This is a genomic window from Mesorhizobium sp. RCAM 06353 (assembly GCF_059683585.1).
Genome location: NZ_CM185031.1, coordinates 4,098,345 through 4,119,825 on the forward strand (window position 1 = coordinate 4,098,345; position 21,481 = coordinate 4,119,825).

A 21,481-nucleotide genomic window follows, 5' to 3' on the forward strand; every position below is an offset into this window, starting at 1 on the left:
ATTTGACTCAATAAACCGGTGGCGAAACCACCCAGATGATGACCGCCGGCTCGGTGCCCGGATTGCGCCAGCGATAGGGCTTGCCTTCGAAGCGGAAGGAATCGCCTTCGCCGAGCCGGTGCCAGATACCAGCTATCTCGATCTCGAAAATACCCGAGGCGATATAGCCGGCTTCCTCGGTCGGCCGCAGCTGCTCGGTCTTCATCTCCGCGCCCGCCGCGAAGATTGAGCGCACCATCTCGAAGCTACCACCGAGATCGGGCGACAGAAGTTCTTCCACCAGGCCGGATTCGCTGGTGCCAAGCGTGCGGCGCCTGCCGGCCCGCACCACGACGCCGCGCTCGCTTTCGACCGGCACGTCATGGCTGAAGAACAGGCTGATCGGCACGCCGAACAGTTCGGCAAAGGCCCTGAGGTCGCTGAGCGATGGCGTCGACAGGCCGCGCTCGACCTGGCTGACCCAGCCGACCGAACGGCCGAGTTTCAGCGCGATCTCGGCGAGCGTCAGCCCGCGTGCCCGGCGCAGCGCCCTGATATCGCCGGCCAGCACGCGTTCGTCAGGTCCCTGCAATGTTCGTGCGGTAGTGGAGGGCAAAACGCGCTCTTCATGAAAATTTCAATCCGAATTTCATGAGAAATCAAGCTCATGAAAAAATCAAGCAGAATTTCACCGATGCTCAAGATTTACTTGCAGGATTTTGACGGTTCATGCAAAGGCTCCGCCGTGAGCGGCGAGTGGGGACGTCCGATCGATACAAAGGCTAAGGGACGGCCCATGTTGGAAAAGAAGGCTCGAATCGCCGATGAGGCCGAGATCGTCGATGAGGCGATCGTGTCGCGCCGTTCTGTGCGCGCGTTTCTGCCCGATATGATCGACGACGAGACGATCCGGGACATTCTGGCGGTTGCGGCACGCGCCCCGTCCGGCACCAACATGCAGCCGTGGCGGGTCTACGTTACCAAGGGCGAGACCAAGCAACAGATATCGGATGCTATCCTGAATTCCGGGATCCGCGCCGAAAAGGCCGATTGGGACGAGTACCGCTACTATCCGACTCAGTTCTTCGAGCCTTATCTGACACGGCGACGCGCCAATGGCTTCGGCCTGTATGGCGCGCTCGGCATCGGCCGCCGCGAGGTCGACAAGATGCGTGCCCAGCACGACCGCAACTTCGTCTTCTTCGATGCGCCTGTCGGCATGATCTTCACCATCGACCGCCGCCTCAACCAGGGCTCCTGGATCGACTACGGCATGTTCCTGCAGAACATCATGGTCGCGGCGCGGGGCAGGGGCCTGCACACCTGCCCGCAGGCCGCCTTCGCGCCCTATCACCGGCAGATCCGGCCGGTGCTCAACATTCCCGATGAGGAGATCGTCGTCTGCGGCATGGCGCTGGGCTACGAGGACACGTCCAAGCCGGAAAACGCCTTCCGCACCGACCGCGTGCCGCTGGAAGAGTGGGTGACGTTCAGCGAATAGAGCGGCCGCCGAAAGAGACTTGGCGGACCGTGCCGGCTATTCGGTATTCATCTGCATCCCATGGCCGCTGACATGGGCGCCGTCCTGCGGCGTCAGCTTCAGATAGGCAAGCAGCGCGCAGAGCGTGATGGCGCCTTCGATTGCGAACAGGATGCGGAAATCGTTGGTCACGGCAGGCCCGCCGCCAGCCAGGAACGACAGCATGGCAGCCGCCAGGCCAACGCTGATTGCCACCGCCAACTGCCAGAGGATGTAGTAGAGCGCGCTGAAGCGGGCGAGCTGTTCCGGCGCGATGTCGGAATAGGCGAGGTTTCCGGTCGAAGCCCATTGTATGGAACGGAAAACACCGAAAACGAAGATGTAGCCAAGCACGATCCAGACCGGCGTCGTCGCCTGCATCAAGGCGAAGCCGGCAACCATGGTGGCAATGACCGGCGTGTTGAAGACCAACACGCGGCGGAAACCGAACCGGTTGAGGACGCGTGGCATGAAGAACCGCATGATGACGGAGCCGAGCGCGGCAACGAAGGTCAGCGATCCCGCCTGCACAGCGCTCATGCCGAAACCGAGCTGGAACATCAGCGGCAGCAGGAAGGCGACGGAGCTCAGCCCGATCGTGTCCAGGCCGCCGCCGGTGAGGAACGAGATGCGAAAGGTGCGGATGCGCAGGAGCTTGAGGTCGAGCAGGGGGTTGGGCACGCGCAGGCAGTAGAGCGAGGCGATCGACAGGATGACGACCGCCAGCGCCAACTCACCGGCGATCATGCCGCCGACCGCGTCTTTGGCGGCAAGCGAGTCCATGCCGAAGACCAGCAGGATCATGCCGCTGCCGACCAGCAGGAAGCCTGGAAAATCGAAGCGCGTGCGCACGGGCTTGGTCACTGTCGGGAACAGCGATGCGGCAAGGATTGCTGCAGCCAGCGCGAATGGCACATTGATGAAAAAAATCCAGCGCCAGGAGATGTAGGTGGTCAGCGCGCCGCCGACGAGCGGTCCGACCAGCGGCCCGGTCTGGCTGGCCACCGAGATATACATGTTGACCTTGAGCGTCCGGCTGCGCGGAAAGCTGGACAATATGACGACCTGGCCAAGCGTGCCCATCAGCGCACCGCCGAAGCCTTGCAGAGCGCGGGCGCCGACAAGCATCCAGATGTTGTCGGACAGCCCGCACAGCGCCGATGAGCCGGCGAACACCAGCAAGGCAAAGCAGTAGACGTTGCGCAGGCCGAAGCGGTCGGCGGCCCAGCCGCCGAGTGGCATAGAGATGATCAGGCTGGCGACATAGACGGTGATCAACAGGCCGAGCTGGCTCGGCGGGCGGGCGAGGCTTTCCCCGATGCCGGGCAGCGCCGTCACCACGACGTTCTGGTCGAGGCTGGTCATGAACACGCCGCAAGCGACCGTCAGCGGCAGCAGGAGCAAGGCTCTGGCCGACACATCGGCGCGATCCGGGGCGCCGGCGGATAGTTCTGCGGTCATGGGGATGTTCGAACCAACGAATGTGCCGAGTCTGAGACGGGATTTTTATACCCCTTGGGCCGATCTGGCGGCCACGTTTTTCCACCATGGCCGCCCGCGGCGCGATTCTCTAGCGGCAGAACCCGGTCGGCATTGAGGCCAGAAGCAGCGGGGGCCGCAATCTGGCCGCAACGCTTATTGTACTTCGTAGCCGACTTCCTCGCTGGCATGGCAAAGCGCCTTCCAGAATGAGCGCGCGAAGGAGCGGAAGACGTAGATGTCGAACTGGTCGGCGCCGGTGCGCTGGATCTGGGCGAAGACATCGTGATGGGTGGTCGAGCGGCCGGCGCCGACCGGGAAGGCCGGCAGCGCGAAGTCGATGGCGAAGAATTTCGCCAGCACCCATTCGGCCTTCGGTCCGGCGATGCGGATGGCGGTGCGGCCATGCGACAGGTCGGTCACCGTACCGATGGCCGGAGTCACCATCTTGGCGAAGGAAGCGGCCAGCCCTTCGGCCTCATCGGCCACGGTGAATTTTCCCGGCGCGAAGCCGAACACCGATTTCACGCCGTCGCTAGAGCCCCCGCCGGCGCCGTCGGGCAGGGCAAGCCCGGTGACGGTGCGGATGGCAGCGATCAGCGTCTTCTCTTCGCCCGGCCACGCGGCGAGCTGCACGATCGAGCCCGGCCGCGTTTCGGTGAGGATGATCTCGACGCCATGCTCGAAATTGCCGTGCGAGCCGACATGAAACTCCGGCTCGAGGGGGATTGGCGCTCAACCATGCATGCGGGTCCCTTCCGGATCGTAGAAATGGTTGGAGACGATCTCGACCGGTCCGAAGCGGTTGCGCAAGGGATCGGAGACATGGGCGCGGGTGCCGTGCCTTGCCTTGCCGCCCTCGACCAGCGCCAGCGCGATATGCTTGCCGAGCGCCGGCGAATAGCAGCAGGCGGTGATGTGGCCGATCGAGCCGTGCGGATTGGCCTCGTCAAGCTCTTCGACAATGTGCGCGCCGCCATTGAGCGGCCGGTTGTCGAGCGCGATCAGGCCGACCAGTTCTAGCCGGTCGGACGCGATCAGGCCTTCGCGGTCCATCATCGCGGAGCCGATGAACGGCTTCTTCTTCGAGAGCATCCAGTCGAGATGCAGGTCGCGCGCCGTGGTGCGGCCGTCGATCTCGGCGCCGGTGACATGGCCCTTTTCGATGCGCATCGTGCCCAGCGCCTCGAGCCCGTAGGTTACCAGCCCGAACGGCTTGCCGGCCTCGACCAGAGCTTGCCAGACATGGGTACCATGGCCGGCGCCGGAATAGACTTCGAAGGCCATTTCACCGGAGAAGGACAGCCGGCAAATCATCACCGGCGCGCCGGCGATTTCGCCACGTACGATGCCCATGAAGGGCAAGGTGGCGTTGTCGACCGCGGTTCCGGTGACGCAGGCGGCGAGGATCTGCCTGGCCTTTGGCCCGCCGATCGCGGCACCCGCCCATTCGTCGGTCACCGAGGTGACGTGCACTTTCAGCTCCGGCCAGATCACGTCGAGGAAATATTCCAGATGCTGCATCACCTTGCCCGCATTGGCCGTGGTGGTGGTCATCAGGAAATCCTGTTCGCCGAGCCGCCAGGTGGTGCCGTCGTCAAAGGCAAGGCCGTCCTCGCGCAGCATCAGGCCGTAGCGCGCCTTGCCGACGGCGAGCGTCGAAAACATGTTGGTGTAGACGCGGTCGAGGAATACGGCGGCGTCAGGACCCTGTACGGCAATCTTGCCCAGCGTCGAGACATCGACGATGCCTGCGCTTTCGCGCGTCGCCTTGGCTTCGCGCACATAGGCCTGCTCGATGGTTTCGCCTGAAAGACCGTAGATCATCGGCCGGTACCAGAGGCCGGCGGAATACATTGTCGCGCCATTGGCGAGGTGCCAATCATGCATTGGTGTCAGCCGCTCAGGCTTCAGGTCGCCGAAGCGCTCGGCCGCCAGCGAACCGATCGAGACCGGCGCGAAGGGCGGCCGGAAACGCGTCGTGCCGACCTCGGGGATCGGCTTGCCCAATGCCTCGGCCATGATGGCAAGGCCGGGAACATTGGAGCTCTTGCCCTGGTCGGTCGCCATGCCAAGCGTGGTGTAGCGCTTCAGGTGCTCGACCGAGACGAAGCCTTCGCGATGCGCCAGGCGGACATCTTCCGCCGTGACGTCGTGCTGGAAATCGACAAAGCTCTTGCCCTTGGCCCTGATCTCGAAGACAGGGGCCGGATCGGGGTCGCCGGGTACGGCCTCGACGGTGGGCAAAGCCGCCGGCGTGCTCGTTCCACCTGCGGCAGCAAGACCGGCGGCGCGGCCTTCGGCGATCGCCTCGGCGGTGGAAAAACTGCCGGTAAAGGCGCCGGCGCCAATCCATTGTTGTGTTGGCCAATGCTGCGTCGGCTTCGGCGGCAGGAAAGCCTGCCGCGCGGCATTCCACTCCGCTTTGGCGCCGGCCTGGCTGGCCAGATGGATGGTCGGCGACCAGCCGCCTGACATCAGCAGGCAGTCGGCATGGATGCTGCGTTCATCGCCGCTCAGCGCCCCGGCGACCATGTCGAAACGCTGGACCTTGACGCCGGAGACCGCCCTGCCGCCTTCGGTGGCGATGACGGCATGGCCGGCCAACAGTTCGGCTTCGGCCTCCGTCGCCAGCTTGCGCATTTCGGCCGAAAGCTCGGACCTGACGTCGGCGATGGCGACGATCGCCGCACCTGCCTTTTTCAGGGCGACGGCCGCGCGGTAGGCGCTGTCATTGTTGGTGAACAGTGCGATCCGCTCGCCCGGCAGCACGCCGAACTCGTTGGCGTAGCGCTCGGCGGCATGGGCCAGCATCACGCCCGGCCTGTCATTGCCCGGGAAGATCAGGGGACGCTCGAAGGCGCCGGTGGCCAGCACCACGGACTTGGCGCGGATCGCCCAATAGCGGTGGCGCGGCTCGCCCTTGGCGGGCTGTTCCTTGTGGTCGCTGACCCGTTCGAGTGCGGCAAGCGTGTTGTTGTCGTAGTAGCCCCAGACCGTGGTGCGCGGCAAAAGCCGGACATTGTCGCGGCCTTCGAGCTGGGCGACGGTGCGGCGCGCCCAATCCGCGGCCGGCGCGCCGTCGATGGTTTCATCGGACCAACTGGTCGAGCCGCCAAAACGCGGTTCGAGATCGGCCAGCATGACGCGGGCGCCCTGATCGGCGGCGGCCTTGGCGGCCATCAGTCCGGCCGGCCCGGAGCCAACCACCAGCACGTCGCAAAAGGCGTTCATGCGCTCGTAGCGGGCGGGGTCTTTCGCCGATCCCGCGCTGCCGAGACCGGCGGCGCGGCGGATGAAATGCTCGCAGAACATCCAGAAACGCGTGCCTTTCAGCGGGCCGACCACCGGCCCCATGAAGGTCTTGTAATAGAAGCCGGCCGACAGGATCTTGCCGCCGAGCTGGTTGACGGCATTGATATCCCAGGCCAGCGAGGGGAAGCGGTTCTGGCTGATCGCCACCAGCCCGTCATGGATCTCGACCATGGTTGCCGGGATGTTGGGCTCGCGCACCTCGCCCTTCAGCACCGTCACCAGCGCGTTGGGCTCCTCGACGCCAGCGGTCAGCAGGCCGCGTGGGCGATGGTATTTGAACGAGCGCCCGAAGAGTGTGACGCCCTTGGCCAGCAGCGCGGACGCCAAGGTATCGCCGGCATGGCCGGTATAAGCCGTTCCGTCGAAGGTGAAGCGGATGGTCTTCAGCCGGTCGATGCGGCCGCCAGTGTCGGTGCGGCGCGGGCTCATGCCTTGTCCTCCGCCTTCCGGCGCGCGGCTGAGCCATGATCGCCGCGCACGAAGGCAACGCTGGATATCTCATGCGTCAGCGTGTTGCGCACGACCCTCAGATGCGCGCGGCAACCGCCGGAATGCTGCCAAATCTCATTGTGGTCGCCGGCCGGGTTCAGCCGATCGTAGACATAGGCATTCCAAGCCTCGAGATTCTGCGAGGCGGGATCGGGCCGCTCGCGGTTGCCGTCACCTTGGTAGGTGAATTCGATGACGTCGCGCGGGCCGCAATAGGGGCAAGTGATGAGCATCGATTATTCCTAATGCAGTCGCGGATTCGCGCCCTGGCCCTTGTCGTCGATGACGAGGCCGCGGTGGAAACGGTCGAGCGTGAACGGCGCGTTGAAATCGTGCGGCTCATCCTTGGCGATGGTCCAGGCAAAGGTCCAGCCGGAGGCCGGCGTCGCCTTGAAGCCGCCATAGCACCAGCCGCAGTTGAGATACATGCCGGGCAGCGGGCCGGTGGTGATGATCGGCGAGCCATCCATCGACATGTCGCAGACGCCGCCCCAGGAGCGCAGCATGCGCACGCGGGCAAGGCCCGGGAACAGCGCCAGCATCTCGCTCATCACCTCGTCGACGATCGGCAAATTGCCGCGCTGGGCGTAGCTGTTGTAGCCGTCGATATCGCCGCCATAGATGAGGCCACCCTTGTCGGACTGCGACATGTAGAAATGGCCCATCCCGAAGGTCACGACCGTATCGATGAAGGGTTTTAGCGATTCCGTGACGAAAGCCTGCAGCACGTGGCTCTCGATCGGCATCGTCTCGATGCCGGCAAGCTGCATGACGCGTCCGGTGCTGCCGGCCACGGCGACCGCCACCTTCTTGGCGCGGATATCGCCGCGCGAGGTGGTGACGCCGGTGACGCGGTCGCCATCGCGCAGGAAGCCGGTGACCTCGCAGTTCTCGACGATGTCGACGCCGCGCCGATCGGCGCCGCGCGCATAACCCCAGGCAACAGCGTCGTGACGGGCGGTGCCGGCGCGCCGTTGCATCAGCCCACCGACAACCGGGAAACGGGCCTCGCTGGAAATATCGAGCGCCGGGATCAGGCGCTTTATCTCGGCCGGCGTCATCAGCTCTGCGTCGACGCCGAGATGGCGCATGGCGTTGCCACGCCTGGCATAGTCGTCGAACTGGGCCGGCGTGTGCGCCAGGTTCAGGCAGCCGCGCTGCGAGAACATGACGTTGTAGTTGAGCTCGTGCGAGAGGTTCTCCCACATCTTCATTGAATGCTCGTAGAAGCGGGTGTTGGCCGGCAGCAGGTAGTTCGAGCGCACGGCCGTGGTGTTGCGGCCGACATTGCCGGAGCCGAGCCAGCCCTTTTCCAGCACCGCGACATTGGTGATGCCGTGTTCCTTCGCCAGATAGTAGGCGGTCGCCAGACCGTGACCGCCACCGCCGATGATGATGACATCATAGGAAGCCTTGGGATCCGGTTTGCGCCAGGCCGGCTTCCAGTCCTTGTTTCCCTTGAGCGCGTTCGCGAGCAGCGAAAAGGCCGAGTACTCTGCCATCATTGTCATCCGGTTCGGGCGATGCGGCAGACTATAGAGCAGGCCGCATCCGCAAAGCCAATATTGCGCCATGGCCTTTCGACTGGCCGACGCTCGGATCGCGATCCGAGCGCGATCGGATGCGACGGCTTGCCCCATGATATGGCCGTCTTTATCAAGGACAGGCTTTTTGAATGCCTTTGCCGCCCATGAGTCGCCAACAAATCATGCTTTTTCGATTGCTTCGCCTCTTCCTGATCCTCGCGCTCGTCGTTTCGGCGCAGCCTTCGTTCGAGGCGATGGCGCAGGCGCTTGGCCAGGGCTCCGCCGGCTTGATCACCGATCAGCAGAAAGTCATCCAGGGGCTGACGGCCAAGACGGACGATCTCGAGAAGAAAATACAGCAGGACGCCGAGGACGATTCCTCACTCGTCGATATCCGTCTGCAACTGGAGGACCTGTCGCGGGCGGCATTGACCAGTGCGCTGGCGTTCCGTTCGCGGCTCACCGACATCAACAATCGCATCGAGGTTCTCGGCCCGCCGCCGGCGGCGGGCCAGCCGCAGGAGCCCGACATCGTGACCGGCGAACGCCAGGCGCTGGCGTCGGAAAAGGCCGAGATCAACGCGGTCGTCGCCGCCGCGCAGAACCTGTCGATCCGCATCAGCGGGCTGATCGACAAGATCGGCAATATGCGCAGCGAGCTGTTCCGCAACCTGTTGACCAAACGCTACGTGCTGTCGGATGCGCTGAGCCCGCAGGTGTTTTCTGACGCCCAGGACGAATACGCCAATTTTTACAAGGCAGTGTCGTCCTGGCTGAGCTTCGCTTTCAAGTTCAAGTTCCAGGCCATCCTGGCGGCAACCTTCGTCGCGCTCGGGCTGGCGCTGGTGCTGCTGGTCGGCGGCAGGCGCCTGTTTGGGCGCGTGTTCGAGGCCGACCCCGCCAATGAAGACCCGTCCTATCTTAGCCGCTTGTCGGTGGCCTTCTGGTCCACCTTGCTGCCGACGCTGGCGGTCGGCGCGTTTCTTGGCTCGACCATCTTCTTTTTCAATTATTATAATGTGTTGCGCGGCGACATTGGCCTGTTCCTCAATGCGCTCGCGACTGCCATCGGTGTGATATTCTGCGTCAATCGGCTGACCAATGCGGCGCTTGAGCCGCGGCTGCCGAACTGGCGCCTCATCCCGGTCGAAACCGTGCCGGCGCGCTGGCTGGTGCGCCTGTCCACCGCCATGGCCGTGGTCATCTCAGTCAACACCTTCCTGTCTGTCGTCAACGACAAGATGGGCTCGCCGCTGTCGCTGACCATCGCGCGCAGTTTCGTCGCCACCATCATCGTCGGCATCATCCTGATCCTGATGGCGATGCTGCGGCCGTTCAAGGCACGTGACGGAAGCTGGCGACCGTGGCCGGCATGGCTGCGCTATCTGGCGCTGGCGCTTGGCTTGTTCACCATCATAGCCGCCTTGCTTGGCTATATCGGTCTTGCCCTGTTCGTCTCGCTGCAAGTCGTGGTCACCGGCACGGCGCTGATCACCGCCTATATCGGCTTCCTGTCGGCGCGCGCGATCGGCGAGGAGGGGGCTTTCGCCAACACCACTGTCGGGCGCTGGCTGTCGACCAATTCCAGCTACGAGGACACGGCACTCGACCAGCTCGGCCTCGTCGTCAGTGTTGCCATCAACCTGTTGATCGTGCTGGTTTTCCTGCCGCTGATCCTGTTGATGTGGGGATTCCAGCCCGGCGACATCCAGGCCTGGGCCTATAAGCTCGCGACCGGGATCAATATCGGTTCGGTGACGATTTCGGTCACCGGCATCCTCTCGGGCATCGTCGTCTTCGTCATCGGCTATTTCCTGACGCGCTGGTTCCAGGGCTGGCTCGACGGCTCGGTGATGGCGCGCGGCAAGGTCGACACCGGCGTGCGCAACTCGATCCGGCTGGCGGTCGGCTATGCCGGCGTGGCGCTGGCGGGGCTGGTCGGCATATCAGCGGCGGGCATCGATCTCTCCAGCCTGGCGCTGGTCGCCGGTGCGCTTTCCCTCGGTATCGGCTTTGGCCTGCAGAATGTGGTGTCGAATTTCGTCTCGGGCCTGATCCTGTTGGCCGAGCGGCCGTTCAAAGTCGGCGACTGGATCGTCGCCGGTGACGTCAGCGGCACGGTCAAGAAGATCAGTGTGCGCGCCACCGAGATCGAGACGTTCCAGCGGCAGTCGGTGATCCTGCCCAATTCGAACCTGATCAACAATGCCGTCGGCAACTGGACGCACCGCAACAAGCTCGGTCGCATCGACATCAAGGTCGGCGTCGCCTATGGCAGCGACGTCAAGCAGGTCCACGCCATCCTGCTCGAGATCGCACGCAGCCACCCGATGGTGCTGAAGAACCCGGAACCCTTCGTGCTGTTTTCCAACTTCGGTCCCGCGGCGCTCGAATTCGAGATCCGTGTGTTCCTGGCCGATGTGATGAACGGCAACATCGTGCAAAACGACGTCCGCTTCGCGGTGCTGGAAAAATTCAGCGACCAGCATATCGAAATCCCCTCGACGCCGCGCGCCGTTATCGAGACCAAGCATGCGAAGGCCTGGCCGACCGACGACGACAAGATCGAGGCCGACTTTGCCGACCAGCAGCAGGCGAAGGCGGACGCCGCGGCCGAAGCGAAAAAGCTTGCCAAATCAGGACGCAAGCTGCGCAAGCCCGATCCCGACTAGACTTGTTCGCGGTTCTCGATCAGCGCGGACAATGCCGTGCGAAGATCGGTCTCGCCACGCCTGATCTCGCCGACGCCGTGTTCCACATCGATGCGGCCGGCATTGTGGGCATCGAACATTGAAGCGACCAGTTCGGCGTAACTCGTGGTGATGCCGCCACCGGTGAGGGCGGGAACCCAGTCCTGCCTTGGTAGTTCGCGGGCTATGATCTCGCGGCCGGCGATCTCGCCAAGCGTCCGCGCCACATCGGCTGCGCTGTAACGATCAGGCCCCTCGGCATGGACCACGCGCAGCGTATCGCCATTGCCCGACAGGAGGAGATCGGCCGCCATCAGGCCGACATCGCCGGCCGAGACCGTCGGGAAGGATTTGGAGACGGGATGATGCAAGCTCGGCAGCACACCGGTCTCGATCGCGCGGCCGAGCAGGCGGCTCCAGTTCTGCATGTGCTCGGCGGAGCGCAGCATCGTCAGCGCCACCGGAATTGTCCTCAGCTGCGATTCCAGATGATGGAAAGTGAGCGTGATGCCGGTGCCGGCGGCAAGCTGGGCGCCATAGTCCGAAATCGCCAGGATGCTTTTCGGCCGGCTCTGATCCAGTGCGATGACGATGGACCGGATGGTGGACGACATCTCCGCCGACGCATCATCGGCGCGGACGCCGGTGGGACAGATGACCTGAACAGCGGTCGCGCCCTTCATTGCCCGCGCCAATGCCGGCGCATCGCGCAGATCGGCAATTTCTGTCTCGCAACCGAGCGCACGAAACTCTTCGGCATGCGCCGGGTTTCGCACCACGGCCCTGACCGGAACGCCATGTCGACGCAGTGCACCAATCGTGGCCCGTCCGATCTTCCCGGTAGCGCCCAACACAACAAACATGCCCGTATCCTTCAATCTGACCAATGGGATGTCAGGAATGCCTGATGGGCGGGCCTGGGTCGCCCAGGTATGGACGGCGGAAGACAAAAACGGATGGTTGGCTACGAAAGCCGAAGGCGGCGAAAAATGCCGGACCGCCGACTATCGCTGCATGCGGATCAGGGCGGCAGGCGTGACGCCGAGGATGCGCTTCATGCTTTGCGCCATGTGGCTCTGATGTGAAAAGCCTGCCTCCAGCGCGATCTGGCTGAGCGGCATTTTCGCCTGATGCAATAGGGCCCTGGCCCGCTCGACCCGGCGATGGATGACATATTGCTGGGGCGGCATGCCGAAGGTGCGGCGAAACAGCACTTTCAGATGCGAGACGCTGATGGCAGCCACTTGCGCCAAATCATCCAGCGAAAGGTCCTGGTCGAGATTGGCCTCGATGAAATCGGTCAGCCTGCGCTTCTGGCCGAAGGAAAGCGTTTGCCTGGCCGGAACGTTTGACTTCGAGCCTGCACCCTGGATGAGCTGTACCGCGAGCGCCTTGGCCAGGCTTTCGAAATACAGCCGGTCGGATGGGATGTCCGGGCTGAGCCCGGTCGCCAACGCATGGGCGATATGTTCGATCCTCGGATCGCGGCGCTGGAACTGCGGATGGACGACGGCCCGGTCCGGATCGATCTCGAGGTCCTCGGCGGCACGTCGAACAAGCGCCGGGCTGACCCACAGCCGCAGAATGGTGCAGTCGGCGTCGTCTTCCCAGTCGCCGTCGAGCCCGGCGGGCACGATATCGATGTCGCCATCCGACTGGACTCGCCGGTGATGCTTTCCGTCGCAGTGGCACGACGCGTTGACTGGCGCGCCGACGTGGATCCCCAGCCGATGATTGATGGATGCGGGCACATAATGGGTCAGTCGCGCCGCAATCCTTCGCGACTCAATTCCAACGCCGATCGTTTCCAGCCAATTGTCGTGCATCTTTTCTTCGCGTTCGCCGCCTTCGGCATCATATCGTGCCGGTTGGCGAAATTAACAGGGGTTGGGCGTGCGCCCGCAGCCGACATTGGACATGCCAAAACCAATTGCGGCATGAATGCGGCATTCAGTTGCGGTTCAGCTTCCATCTCATATAAGCTTCCATGCAAAGGGCGAAAATGCCTTGCGAAATGCAACAGAGGCGGTGGGAACACCGATATTGCAACATGTGGAAGTCTCTCGTCGCTGCCGTCGCCTTGCTCGCCGTGAGCGGCTCGGCCCATGCCGCCAGCGCGGTCAACAAGGACGCCGAGACCCGCACGCTGGTCGTGACCGAGGGCGGCAGCAAGACCGAACTTGCGCTGGCCGGCGGTGAAACCGTCGAGTTCTGCCCGAACGGCTGCTTCGTCATGTTGCCGAACGGTGACCTCGAAGCCCTGACCGGCTCGGAAACCGTCGAAATCTCGGGCGGTGTCGCCCGCATCAAGTAATCCGGGTGGCATGACTGGAAAGGCCGGGCATTTGCTCGGCCTTTATCGTTTCCGGTAGCAGTTGTTTAACAATGACGCCGGAAATACCGGTGCGGCAGCCGCCTGCAACCAGACGTTTTAACGTTCGCTACGCCATCCCCCGCTATACCAGCGTCAAGACGCCGAAACGCGGCGCGCAACCAGATTCCGGTTTCCCGGATCATACGCTGGCAGGGCAGGGCAGGACATGGACGCGCGGTCGGACAGGAACGCAATACCGCTTGCGGTCGATCTCGACGGCACGCTGATCGCAACCGACCTGTTGTGGGAAGGCTTGTTCCTCCTTCTCAAGAAGAACCCGCTCTATATCTTCCTGGTGCCGTTCTGGGTTGCCGGCGGGCCGGCGCGGCTGAAGCAGGCGATCGCGCAGCGTATCGACATCGACCCCGCGACACTGCCCTATCGCGCGCCCTTGCTCGAGCGGCTCCGTACCGAGCACAACGAAGGCCGCAAGATCGTGCTGGCGACCGGCACGCCGCGCAAATTCGCCGACGCCATAGCAGCTCATCTCGGCATTTTCGATCGCGTGCTGGCGACCGATGGTTTCGACAATCTCACGTCCGGCAAGAAGCGTGCTTCGCTGATCTCAGCCTATGGCGATGGCGGTTTCGACTATGCTGGCAACAGCCGCCATGATCTCCAGGTCTTCGACGCGGCGCGCAATGCGATCGTCGTCGCGCCCGACCGTCATGCCGCGCGCTGGCAGGCGGCGCATGGCGCCGAAACCATGCCGGCGCCGAAGCCGACCTTGCGGACCATCGTCAAGATGCTGCGCGTGCATCAGTGGCTGAAGAACTCGCTGATCGCCGTGCCGATGGTGCTGTCGCACGAATATTTCAACACCAATATGATCTGGCAATGCCTGCTGGCGTTCATCTCGTTCAGCGCGGTGGCGTCCGCCATCTATATCCTCAACGATTTCTTCGATCTCGCACTCGACCGCAAGCATGTCACTAAGCGCAACAGGCCGTTCGCCAGCGGCGCACTGTCGATCCCGTTCGGCCTCGGTGCGATCGTCGTGCTGTTGGCGATCGGCATCGCCATCAGCCTGTTTTTGCCAATCCAATTCCTCGGTGTGCTCGGCGGCTACATGGTCGTTACCACGGCCTATTCACTGTCGTTCAAGCGCATGCTGCTGGTTGATGTGCTGACGCTCGCCGGCCTCTATACGATCCGCGTGCTCGCCGGTGCGGCCGCGACCGGCGTCGACGTCTCGTTCTGGCTGCTCGCCTTCTCGATCTTCTTCTTCTTGTCGCTGGCGCTGGTGAAGCGCTTCGTCGAATTGCGCACCACCGCCATTCCGCCCGGCGAACGCATTGCCGGCCGCGGCTATCGCACCGAAGACCAGGAGATCGTCGCCCAGGCCGGCATGGCGTCGGCCTTTTCTTCGGCGCTGGTTCTGGCGCTCTACATGGACAGTGTCGCGGTGCGGGAACTCTACCCGCATCCCTGGCTGATCTGGCCGCTGGCGCCGATCGTGCTCTACCTCACCATGCGCGTCTGGATCCTGGCGCGGCGCGACGAGATGCATGACGACCCGGTCGTCTTCATCATCCGCGACTGGCGCAGCCAGATCGTCGTGGCGATCGGTGCGGTGCTGCTGGTCATCGGGGGCTGGTAGGTATGGCCGGCCGGTTCCAGAGTTTTGGCCTCGCTACGCCGCCTGCGCCACATGCGATCCACGCCGACGACGCCATTGCGCTGCTGAAGGGCGGTCAGGCGAAGGACGGGTCGCTGTTGGCCTATGGCAATGGGCGTTCCTACGGCGATTCCTGCCAGCACCAGGCCGGGGCGGTAGTCGACATGCGGACCCTGAACCACATCCGCGCCTTCAACGCCGAGACCGGCGTGCTTGAAGCAGATGCCGGCGTGCTGCTGTCGGATATCATCGCGCACGCAGCCCCCTGCGGCTTCTTCCCGGCGGTCGTTCCGGGCACGCAATTCGTGACGCTCGGCGGCGCCATTGCCAATGACGTGCATGGCAAGAACCATCATCGGCGCGGCACGTTCGGCTGCCATGTGGAGAGCTTCACTCTGCTGCGGTCCGATGGGAAGACCTATCGCTGCTCAGCCACCACCAATACGCGCCTGTTTGCGGCCACCATCGGCGGCATGGGCCTGACCGGCCTGATCCTTTCGGCCTCGATCCGGTTGATGCGGGTGCCTTCGCTGGACATCGTCGAGAAGACGACGCCGTTTCGCGATCTCGGCGAATTCTTCGATCTGGCCGAGGCGGCGGACCAGGCCAATGAATATGCGGTGGCCTGGATCGACCAGCTCGCCGGCGGCCACAACAGCGGGCGCGGCCTGCTGTTCACCGGCAACCACGCCGAGCATGGCTCGCATGCGGCCGCGCGAGCCGGCGGTAGTCTTGCGGTGCCGCTCCAGCCGCCCTTCAACGTGCTCAATCGGCCGTTCCTGACCGCTTTCAACGCCGCCTACCGGTGGAAGAAAGGCCGTGCCACGGTGCCGCGCCAGGCCGGCTACCAGGGCTTCTTCTTTCCCCTCGACGGCGTGCGCGACTGGAACCGGCTTTATGGCCCCAAAGGGCTGTTCCAGCACCAGAGCGTGGTGCCGGAAGAGGCCGCGCGGGCCGTGGTGCCGGAGCTGCTCGCCGCTGCCCGGCGGGCCGGGCAGGGGTCTTTCCTCACCGTGCTGAAGCGCTTTGGCTCGATCCGCTCGCCGGCGCTGCTGTCATTCCCCAGGCCCGGCTACACGCTGACGCTGGATTTCCCCAACAAGGGAGCGGCGACGCTTGCTCTGCTTGGTGAACTTGACCGCATCACCATCGCGGCAGGCGGCGCGGTCAACCCTTATAAGGATGCGCGCATGAGCTCCGCAACCTTCGCCGCCTCCTTTGTGGACTGGCCGCGGCTGGAAGCGCTGCGCGACCCCTCATTCATGTCCGATTTCTGGGCGCGCACGGCTGGCAGCATCGACCTGCGGCGACGCGGCGCCGAGGCTGCGGAATAGATAAAATTGGAATGAATCGTGGTTATCGAGTGATTAATTGCAAGGTTTACTCAAAACATTCTTGTGAGTTCACGAAATCTTTTCAGCTTTGTATTACTCGATGACACGGGGTGGGTGAGCAGGCATGAAATATATCGTCTTCATTCTCTTTACGGTCATGACCAATGCCGCTGCGCAGCTGATGCTGAAGCAAGGCATGATGTCGCTTGGGCCGATCTCGTTCGAGGGCGTCAATCCGCTCGTCAAGCTGCTGCAGATCGTCTTCAGCCCCTGGGTGTTCCTCGGGCTTTGCACCTTCGTCATTTCGATGGCTTCGCATCTCTATGTGCTGTCGAAGGTCGAGCTCTCCTTCGCCTATCCCTTCCTCAGCCTCGCTTATGTCGCTGTCGCCATCTTCGCCTATTTCGTCTTCCGCGAAGACCTCAACGGCTGGCGCATCGCCGGCATCGCCTGCATCTGCGTCGGCACCGTGCTGATCGCGCAGAGTGGTCGAGACTTGGGTGGGCGAGGGCATGAGGACCAGACCGCTTCGCTTACGCCCGACAAGATCCCTGCAAACGAGACCGTTCGATGAGACATGTGATTTTCGGCGGTGACGGCTTCGTCGGTCGTCACCTTGCGCCCAAGCTCGTGGCCGATGGTGAGGACGTGGTCGTCGTTGACATCGTCAAGAGCGACCTGCCGCACTATCGCAACGTCCGTTTCGTCAGCTGCGACGTGACCGAGCCGGCTTCGGTGTCGTGCGTCGGACTTCAGGCCGACGACATGGTCTATAATCTGTCGGCCAAGATGTTGTCGCCGATCCAGGTGCGCGCCAAGCGGCACGATTTCTTCTTCCCGGTCAATTTTCACGGCACGGAGCACATCATTCGGGCGATGGACAAGGCCGGCGCACTAAGGCTCGTCCACTACACGACCGATATGATCTACGGCCATACGGTGACGCAGCCGATGACCGAGGAGCATCCAGTGGCGCCGCTTGGCGAATATGGCTGGTCGAAGCAGAAGACCGAGGAACTGGCGGCCGAATGGCGCAAGCGCGGCATGTCGATCTCGCTGTTTCGGCCGCGGCTGATCATCGGCCCCGGCCGGCTCGGTATATTGGAAAAACTGTTCAAGCTGATCGACTGGAACCTTCCCGTGCCGATGATCGGTTCGGGCCGCAACCCCTATCAGTTCATTTCTGTTTTCGATTGTGCGGAAGCCGCTCGCGCGGCTTGGAAGGCCGGCGTGCCGAACGAAGCCTACAACCTCGGTTCGCTCAACCCGCCGCCGGTGAAGAAATTGCTCGGCGATTTGATCCGGCATGCCGGCTCGAAATCGATCCTGCTGCCGACGCCCGGCTGGACGGTCAAGCGCACGCTCGACCTACTCGATCTCATGAACATGCCGATCATGGATCCGGAACAATATCTGATCGCCGATGAGGAGTGCGTGCTCGACGTGTCCAAGGCCGAACGCCAGCTCGGCTGGGTGCCGCAGTATCGCGACGAGGACATGCTGATCGCTGCCTACAGTGAGTACCGCGCCAGGAAGGCCGGTCCCACTGTGGCCACCAAACACGTGCCGGCCGAATAGCGGTCTCGTCAAAAAGTCATATGGCGCACGACGCTGGTCGTGTGCGCGGACAGGAGAATTGAAATGACCGTCATGGCCAAACCCGAACAGACGAATGCGCGCACCATGGTCAGCGCGCCGGCGCTGTCGCCCGCCACCATCGCCAAGCCCGATTTGATCAGCGTCGAGCAGGCTAAGGCGATGGACGTCGCCCGCATGACCGATTTGTTCAAGGCGCATCTCAACCCCGGCCAGCTGCATTTTATGAAGCTGCTCGGCTTCCACAAGATCAAGATCGAGCGTGCCGAAGGCATGTTCTACATCGACCAGAACGGCCGCGAGATCCTCGACTTCTTCGGCGGGTTCGGTTCGCTGGCCTTCGGCCACAACCATCCGCGCATCCTCGAAGCGCGCAGAAAATTCCAGGAGGAAAAGCGCCAGGAAATCGCCATCGCCTTCATGTCGCAATACGCGACGGCATTGGCGCACAACATCACCAAATGCTCGCCCGGCGATCTCGACATGGTGTTTTTGGGCTCGTCCGGCTCGGAGGCGATGGAAGCGGCGGTGAAGCTCGCCGAGCGCGCCGCCGGCCCGAAGCGGCCGAAAATCATCTATGCCGAGAATTCCTTCCACGGCAAGACCAAGGGCGTGCTCGGCATCACCGACGGCCAGCTTTATCGCGCTGATTTCAAGATGGCCGAGAACACGGTGCGCATTCCGTTCGGCGACATCGAGGCGGTCGAGCGCCTGTTCCGTTCCGATCCGGAAGTGGGCGTCATCGTGCTCGAAACCATCCAGGGCGGCGGCGGCATCATCCAGGCCCCTGCCGAATACTGGCAGAAGCTGCGCGCGCTGTGCGACCAGTATGGCGTGCTGTGGGTGGCCGATGAAGTGCAGTGCGGCTATGGCCGCTCGGGCCGTTTCTATGCCTTCGAGCACTACGGCGTCGTTCCTGATGTGACCGCACTTGCCAAGTCGCTCGGCGCCGGTAAGGCGGCGGTCGGTGCGATGATTGCCAAGCGCGACGTCTACATGAAGGCCTATGGCACGCCGAAGACGGCGATGATCCATGCCATGGCAACCTTCGGTGGCATGGGCGAGGCATGCGTCACTGCGATCGAGGGCCTCAACGTGCTCTATGACGAAGGGCTGATCGACAACGCCGCCGTTACCGGTGACTACCTTCTGCAGCGCCTTCAAGCGCTCAAGGAGAAGTATCCGAAGATCATCAAGGATGTGCGCGGCAAGGGCTTCATGGTCGGCCTGGAGTTTCATGACTTCTCGCAGACTTTGCCGATGGTGCTGCGCCCGATCGTCAGCGTGCTCGACGACAAGCTGAAGGGATCGCTGTCCGGCTTCGTCGGCGCGCTGTTGCTGCGCGACTATGACGTGCTCGTCGCCTTCACCGAATACAACCGCAACGTCATCCGGCTCGAGCCGCCGTTGATCTGCCAGCGCGAGCATGTCGACCGCTTCGTCGATGCCTTCGACAGCCTCTTGTCGCGCGGCATCGTTTCGATCGTCAAGGATTTCGTCAAAAGCCAGGTTCGCTGAGTTCAACAATGCTGACCAAGTCTCCCGCTGCGAAAAACCCGCTCGACCGACTCACCGAGGCCGGTCTGGCGTGGGGCGAGGGGACCTATGCGCGGCTGGCCGCACCCATCGGCGCGGCGGCTTTCGCGCTCTACATCCTTTTGACGGCGTTCACGGCCTGGGTGATGCCGGACGCCAACTGGGACATGCTGCCCTATCTCGCCATCTCAGAGGAAGGCAGCTATCCCGATGCGCAGGCACTGCATGACTATGCCTACAGCACCGTCAAATCAGGCGTTTCGGCCGGCGACTACAAGGCGCTGACCGACGATGGCGGCGGCTTCCGCAGCCACATGACGGACAATGCCGCCGATTTCCATTCGCTGCTCGGCATGTACCGGATCAAGTTCCTCTATGCCGAGATCCTGTCGACGCTGAGCGCAGTGATGTCGCCGGTGGAGGCGATGCGGCTGGTGCAGGTATTTTCGGTGCTCTTGTTCGGCGCGATTACGTTGCTCTGGCTGCGCTCGCAAAAGGCCTTGGCGCTGGCGCCGGTGGTCGGCGCGGTGCTGATCATGGCTGGCTTCGGCGATGCGGCGCGTGCCTCGACGCCGGACCTGCTCACGTCGGCGCTGCTGCTCGGCGGGCTCAACGCCTATGTCAGAGGCCGCGAGGTGGCGACGGCGATCCTGCTCTTCCTCGCCTTCATGGTAAGGCCGGATAATATTGTTTTCCTTGCCGTTTTCGCGGTGCTGCTGGTCGCTTTCCGGCAGAAGGCGTGGGGGGCGCTGGCCGGCTTTGCTGCGTCCTTCGTCGCCTATTTCGCCATTTCGCACTGGGCCCATCATCCCGGCTGGTGGCCGCATCTGTGGTTCTCCAGCATCGAGCAGCACTACAATATGGACGGGTTCGAGCCGGCGTTCTCGGTCACCGCCTATCTCAGGGCGTTTGCGACATCGCTGCTGCGCGCCGTCAATCTGAACAGCTGGGTCGGCGTTTCGGTGCTGGCACTGGCCGGCTGGTTCGCCGCCAGCCGCGGCGGCTTCCGTCTCGACCGCCGTGCCGGCATTTTGTTCGCGGCGCTGGTGCTGGGGGCACTGGCCAAGTTCACCGTCTTCCCGATCCACGACACGCGCATCTATTTTCCACATCTGATCCCGCCATTCCTGCTGCTGGCAACGCCGTTGATGGCGCTGTGGGCAGCCGTGGCGCGCGGCCAGCATCGCGCCGCCTTGCACATCATTCCCGGAGATAAGCCATGAGTTCGCTATCCAACCTGGCGCGCATCGCCTTGTCGCTCGGCCTTCCCTCCGGCCTGCTCGATCGTGGCCCGTCGCTGCGCGGTACGAAATTCCTGGCCAAGGCGGCGCTGAAAGCGCGCTTCGGTGGGGCAGGGGAGCCGTTCCAGATGGTCAATGTCGGTGCCTGCGATGGCGCGCTGTTCGACGATGTGACGCCGTGGCTGCACAAGATTTCCGGCGCCCGCGCCATGCTGGTCGAGCCGATCCCGTACAATCAGAAGCGGCTGCGCGCCAACTATCCCGATACGGACCGCTTCATCATCGAGCCGGTAGCCGTGACCAGGACCAAGGGCACGATCACCGTCCACACTTTCGACGCCGCCGCCCTCGAGGCCGGCACGCTGCCGATCGAGTTCATCGGCTGCTCGTCGGTGACCGATACCAATCTGATGTCGGGCAAGAATGCCTGGGGTGAGGCCGACGCCAATTTCAACAAATTCGCGCCGCACCTGAAGGACACCGAAGTGCCATCGGAAACGCTGCAAACGCTGCTCGACCGCAATGGCATCACCCGTATCGATGCCTTCCTCGTCGATTGCGAAGGTGCCGACTGGATCGTCTTCGAACAGCTCGACCTCAAGCGCTACCGCCCAGGCATGATCAAGGTGGAAGTCGGTGCGTTGCCAGCGACCGAGATCGGCCAGGTCGTCGTCAAGCTGAAGACGGCGGGCTACCAGGTCGGCTTCCAGGCCGAGGATATCTGGGCTTTCGCCTGAAGCTAACTGCCAGAGTCGAGTAACTTAGCGGACGATGAGGCAGCCGCA

At 63.3% G+C, this 21,481-nt stretch carries 18 protein-coding genes and 1 pseudogene; 10 read left to right on the plus strand and 9 right to left on the minus strand.

The window, feature by feature from the left end:
• Positions 1–7 precede the first annotated feature (7 nt).
• Complete coding sequence (locus tag AC56QX_RS19780) at positions 8–595, minus strand: helix-turn-helix domain-containing protein (protein WP_497110129.1); 588 nt, start codon at positions 593–595, stop codon at positions 8–10.
• A gap of 180 nt (positions 596–775) precedes the next feature.
• On the opposite strand from AC56QX_RS19780, the gene AC56QX_RS19785 reads away from it, so the two are divergent.
• Positions 776–1,480 (plus strand): nitroreductase, encoded by a 705-nt coding sequence (locus tag AC56QX_RS19785; RefSeq protein WP_497110130.1) that lies wholly within the window; start codon positions 776–778, stop codon positions 1,478–1,480.
• A 36-nt stretch (positions 1,481–1,516) separates the two neighbouring features.
• Here AC56QX_RS19785 and AC56QX_RS19790 read toward each other — a convergent pair whose 3' ends face one another.
• The 5 genes and pseudogenes from AC56QX_RS19790 to AC56QX_RS19810 all read right to left on the minus strand — a co-directional run bounded on the left by AC56QX_RS19790 (position 1,517) and on the right by AC56QX_RS19810 (position 8,283).
• Entirely contained in the window at positions 1,517–2,959 is a 1,443-nt protein-coding gene (locus AC56QX_RS19790) for an MFS transporter (protein ID WP_497110131.1), read from the minus strand.
• A 174-nt stretch (positions 2,960–3,133) separates the two neighbouring features.
• Positions 3,134–3,720 (minus strand): annotated as a pseudogene (locus AC56QX_RS19795) (sarcosine oxidase subunit gamma).
• Entirely contained in the window at positions 3,713–6,721 is a 3,009-nt protein-coding gene (locus AC56QX_RS19800; protein WP_497110132.1) for a sarcosine oxidase subunit alpha, read from the minus strand. The pseudogene AC56QX_RS19795 and the gene AC56QX_RS19800 overlap by 8 nt, the downstream one beginning before the upstream one ends.
• The gene (locus tag AC56QX_RS19805; RefSeq protein ID WP_497110133.1) at positions 6,718–7,014 is read right to left on the minus strand and encodes a sarcosine oxidase subunit delta; all 297 of its coding nucleotides are present in this window, start codon (positions 7,012–7,014) and stop codon (positions 6,718–6,720) included. The genes AC56QX_RS19800 and AC56QX_RS19805 overlap by 4 nt, the downstream gene beginning before the upstream one ends.
• Before the next feature lie 9 nt (positions 7,015–7,023).
• Positions 7,024–8,283: a sarcosine oxidase subunit beta gene (locus AC56QX_RS19810; protein ID WP_497110134.1), complete on the minus strand. Its 1,260-nt coding sequence runs from the start codon at positions 8,281–8,283 to the stop codon at positions 7,024–7,026.
• A gap of 206 nt (positions 8,284–8,489) precedes the next feature.
• Between AC56QX_RS19810 and AC56QX_RS19815 the strand changes: the two genes are divergently transcribed.
• Positions 8,490–10,979, plus strand: a complete 2,490-nt coding sequence (locus tag AC56QX_RS19815; RefSeq protein WP_497110135.1) for a mechanosensitive ion channel family protein — start codon at positions 8,490–8,492, stop codon at positions 10,977–10,979.
• Here AC56QX_RS19815 and AC56QX_RS19820 read toward each other — a convergent pair.
• From AC56QX_RS19820 to AC56QX_RS19830, 3 genes are all read right to left on the minus strand, one after another.
• Positions 10,976–11,860, minus strand: coding sequence for an NAD(P)H-binding protein (locus AC56QX_RS19820; RefSeq protein ID WP_497110136.1), 885 nt, complete (start codon positions 11,858–11,860; stop codon positions 10,976–10,978). The two genes, AC56QX_RS19815 and AC56QX_RS19820, sit on opposite strands and share 4 nt — an antisense overlap.
• A 141-nt stretch (positions 11,861–12,001) precedes the next feature.
• On the minus strand, positions 12,002–12,748 hold the full coding sequence (locus AC56QX_RS19825) for a helix-turn-helix transcriptional regulator (RefSeq protein WP_497110137.1): 747 nt from the start codon (positions 12,746–12,748) through the stop codon (positions 12,002–12,004).
• An 8-nt stretch (positions 12,749–12,756) separates the two neighbouring features.
• Positions 12,757–12,969, minus strand: coding sequence for a hypothetical protein (locus tag AC56QX_RS19830; RefSeq protein WP_497110138.1), 213 nt, complete (start codon positions 12,967–12,969; stop codon positions 12,757–12,759).
• A 78-nt stretch (positions 12,970–13,047) separates the two neighbouring features.
• Here AC56QX_RS19830 and AC56QX_RS19835 point away from each other — a divergent pair, with 78 nt between their 5' ends.
• The 8 genes from AC56QX_RS19835 to AC56QX_RS19870 all read left to right on the plus strand — a co-directional run bounded on the left by AC56QX_RS19835 (position 13,048) and on the right by AC56QX_RS19870 (position 21,433).
• Positions 13,048–13,311, plus strand: coding sequence for a hypothetical protein (locus tag AC56QX_RS19835; RefSeq protein WP_497110139.1), 264 nt, complete (start codon positions 13,048–13,050; stop codon positions 13,309–13,311).
• Between the two features lie 226 nt (positions 13,312–13,537).
• On the plus strand, positions 13,538–14,971 hold the full coding sequence (locus AC56QX_RS19840) for a UbiA family prenyltransferase (RefSeq protein WP_497110140.1): 1,434 nt from the start codon (positions 13,538–13,540) through the stop codon (positions 14,969–14,971).
• Positions 14,972–14,973: 2 nt separating this feature from the next.
• Complete coding sequence (locus AC56QX_RS19845) at positions 14,974–16,323, plus strand: FAD-binding oxidoreductase (protein ID WP_497110141.1); 1,350 nt, start codon at positions 14,974–14,976, stop codon at positions 16,321–16,323.
• Positions 16,324–16,447: 124 nt separating this feature from the next.
• Positions 16,448–16,897, plus strand: coding sequence for an EamA family transporter (locus AC56QX_RS19850; RefSeq protein WP_497110142.1), 450 nt, complete (start codon positions 16,448–16,450; stop codon positions 16,895–16,897).
• Positions 16,894–17,901 carry an NAD-dependent epimerase/dehydratase family protein gene (locus AC56QX_RS19855; protein ID WP_497110143.1) on the plus strand — a complete coding sequence of 336 codons (1,008 nt, stop codon included), beginning with the start codon at positions 16,894–16,896 and terminating at the stop codon, positions 17,899–17,901. The genes AC56QX_RS19850 and AC56QX_RS19855 overlap by 4 nt, the downstream gene beginning before the upstream one ends.
• A 105-nt stretch (positions 17,902–18,006) precedes the next feature.
• Positions 18,007–19,437: an aspartate aminotransferase family protein gene (locus AC56QX_RS19860; protein WP_497117815.1), complete on the plus strand. Its 1,431-nt coding sequence runs from the start codon at positions 18,007–18,009 to the stop codon at positions 19,435–19,437.
• An 8-nt stretch (positions 19,438–19,445) separates the two neighbouring features.
• Positions 19,446–20,678: a hypothetical protein gene (locus tag AC56QX_RS19865; protein ID WP_497110144.1), complete on the plus strand. Its 1,233-nt coding sequence runs from the start codon at positions 19,446–19,448 to the stop codon at positions 20,676–20,678.
• Positions 20,675–21,433 carry an FkbM family methyltransferase gene (locus tag AC56QX_RS19870; RefSeq protein WP_497110145.1) on the plus strand — a complete coding sequence of 253 codons (759 nt, stop codon included), beginning with the start codon at positions 20,675–20,677 and terminating at the stop codon, positions 21,431–21,433. Before AC56QX_RS19865 ends, AC56QX_RS19870 begins: the two co-directional genes overlap by 4 nt.
• Positions 21,434–21,481 lie beyond the last annotated feature (48 nt).

Coding starts and splice junctions, on each gene's coding strand:
- AC56QX_RS19835 (WP_497110139.1), top strand. CDS start 13,048: ATGTGGAAGTCTCTCGTCGCTGCCGTCGCCTTGCTCGCCGTGAGCGGC.
- AC56QX_RS19840 (WP_497110140.1), top strand. CDS start 13,538: ATGGACGCGCGGTCGGACAGGAACGCAATACCGCTTGCGGTCGATCTC.
- AC56QX_RS19790 (WP_497110131.1), bottom strand. CDS start 2,959: ATGACCGCAGAACTATCCGCCGGCGCCCCGGATCGCGCCGATGTGTCG.
- AC56QX_RS19870 (WP_497110145.1), top strand. CDS start 20,675: ATGAGTTCGCTATCCAACCTGGCGCGCATCGCCTTGTCGCTCGGCCTT.
- AC56QX_RS19860 (WP_497117815.1), top strand. CDS start 18,007: ATGGTCAGCGCGCCGGCGCTGTCGCCCGCCACCATCGCCAAGCCCGAT.
- AC56QX_RS19800 (WP_497110132.1), bottom strand. CDS start 6,721: ATGAGCCCGCGCCGCACCGACACTGGCGGCCGCATCGACCGGCTGAAG.
- AC56QX_RS19850 (WP_497110142.1), top strand. CDS start 16,448: ATGAAATATATCGTCTTCATTCTCTTTACGGTCATGACCAATGCCGCT.
- AC56QX_RS19865 (WP_497110144.1), top strand. CDS start 19,446: ATGCTGACCAAGTCTCCCGCTGCGAAAAACCCGCTCGACCGACTCACC.
- AC56QX_RS19805 (WP_497110133.1), bottom strand. CDS start 7,014: ATGCTCATCACTTGCCCCTATTGCGGCCCGCGCGACGTCATCGAATTC.
- AC56QX_RS19820 (WP_497110136.1), bottom strand. CDS start 11,860: ATGTTTGTTGTGTTGGGCGCTACCGGGAAGATCGGACGGGCCACGATT.
- AC56QX_RS19845 (WP_497110141.1), top strand. CDS start 14,974: ATGGCCGGCCGGTTCCAGAGTTTTGGCCTCGCTACGCCGCCTGCGCCA.
- AC56QX_RS19830 (WP_497110138.1), bottom strand. CDS start 12,969: ATGGAAGCTGAACCGCAACTGAATGCCGCATTCATGCCGCAATTGGTT.
- AC56QX_RS19810 (WP_497110134.1), bottom strand. CDS start 8,283: ATGGCAGAGTACTCGGCCTTTTCGCTGCTCGCGAACGCGCTCAAGGGA.
- AC56QX_RS19855 (WP_497110143.1), top strand. CDS start 16,894: ATGAGACATGTGATTTTCGGCGGTGACGGCTTCGTCGGTCGTCACCTT.
- AC56QX_RS19785 (WP_497110130.1), top strand. CDS start 776: ATGTTGGAAAAGAAGGCTCGAATCGCCGATGAGGCCGAGATCGTCGAT.
- AC56QX_RS19815 (WP_497110135.1), top strand. CDS start 8,490: ATGCTTTTTCGATTGCTTCGCCTCTTCCTGATCCTCGCGCTCGTCGTT.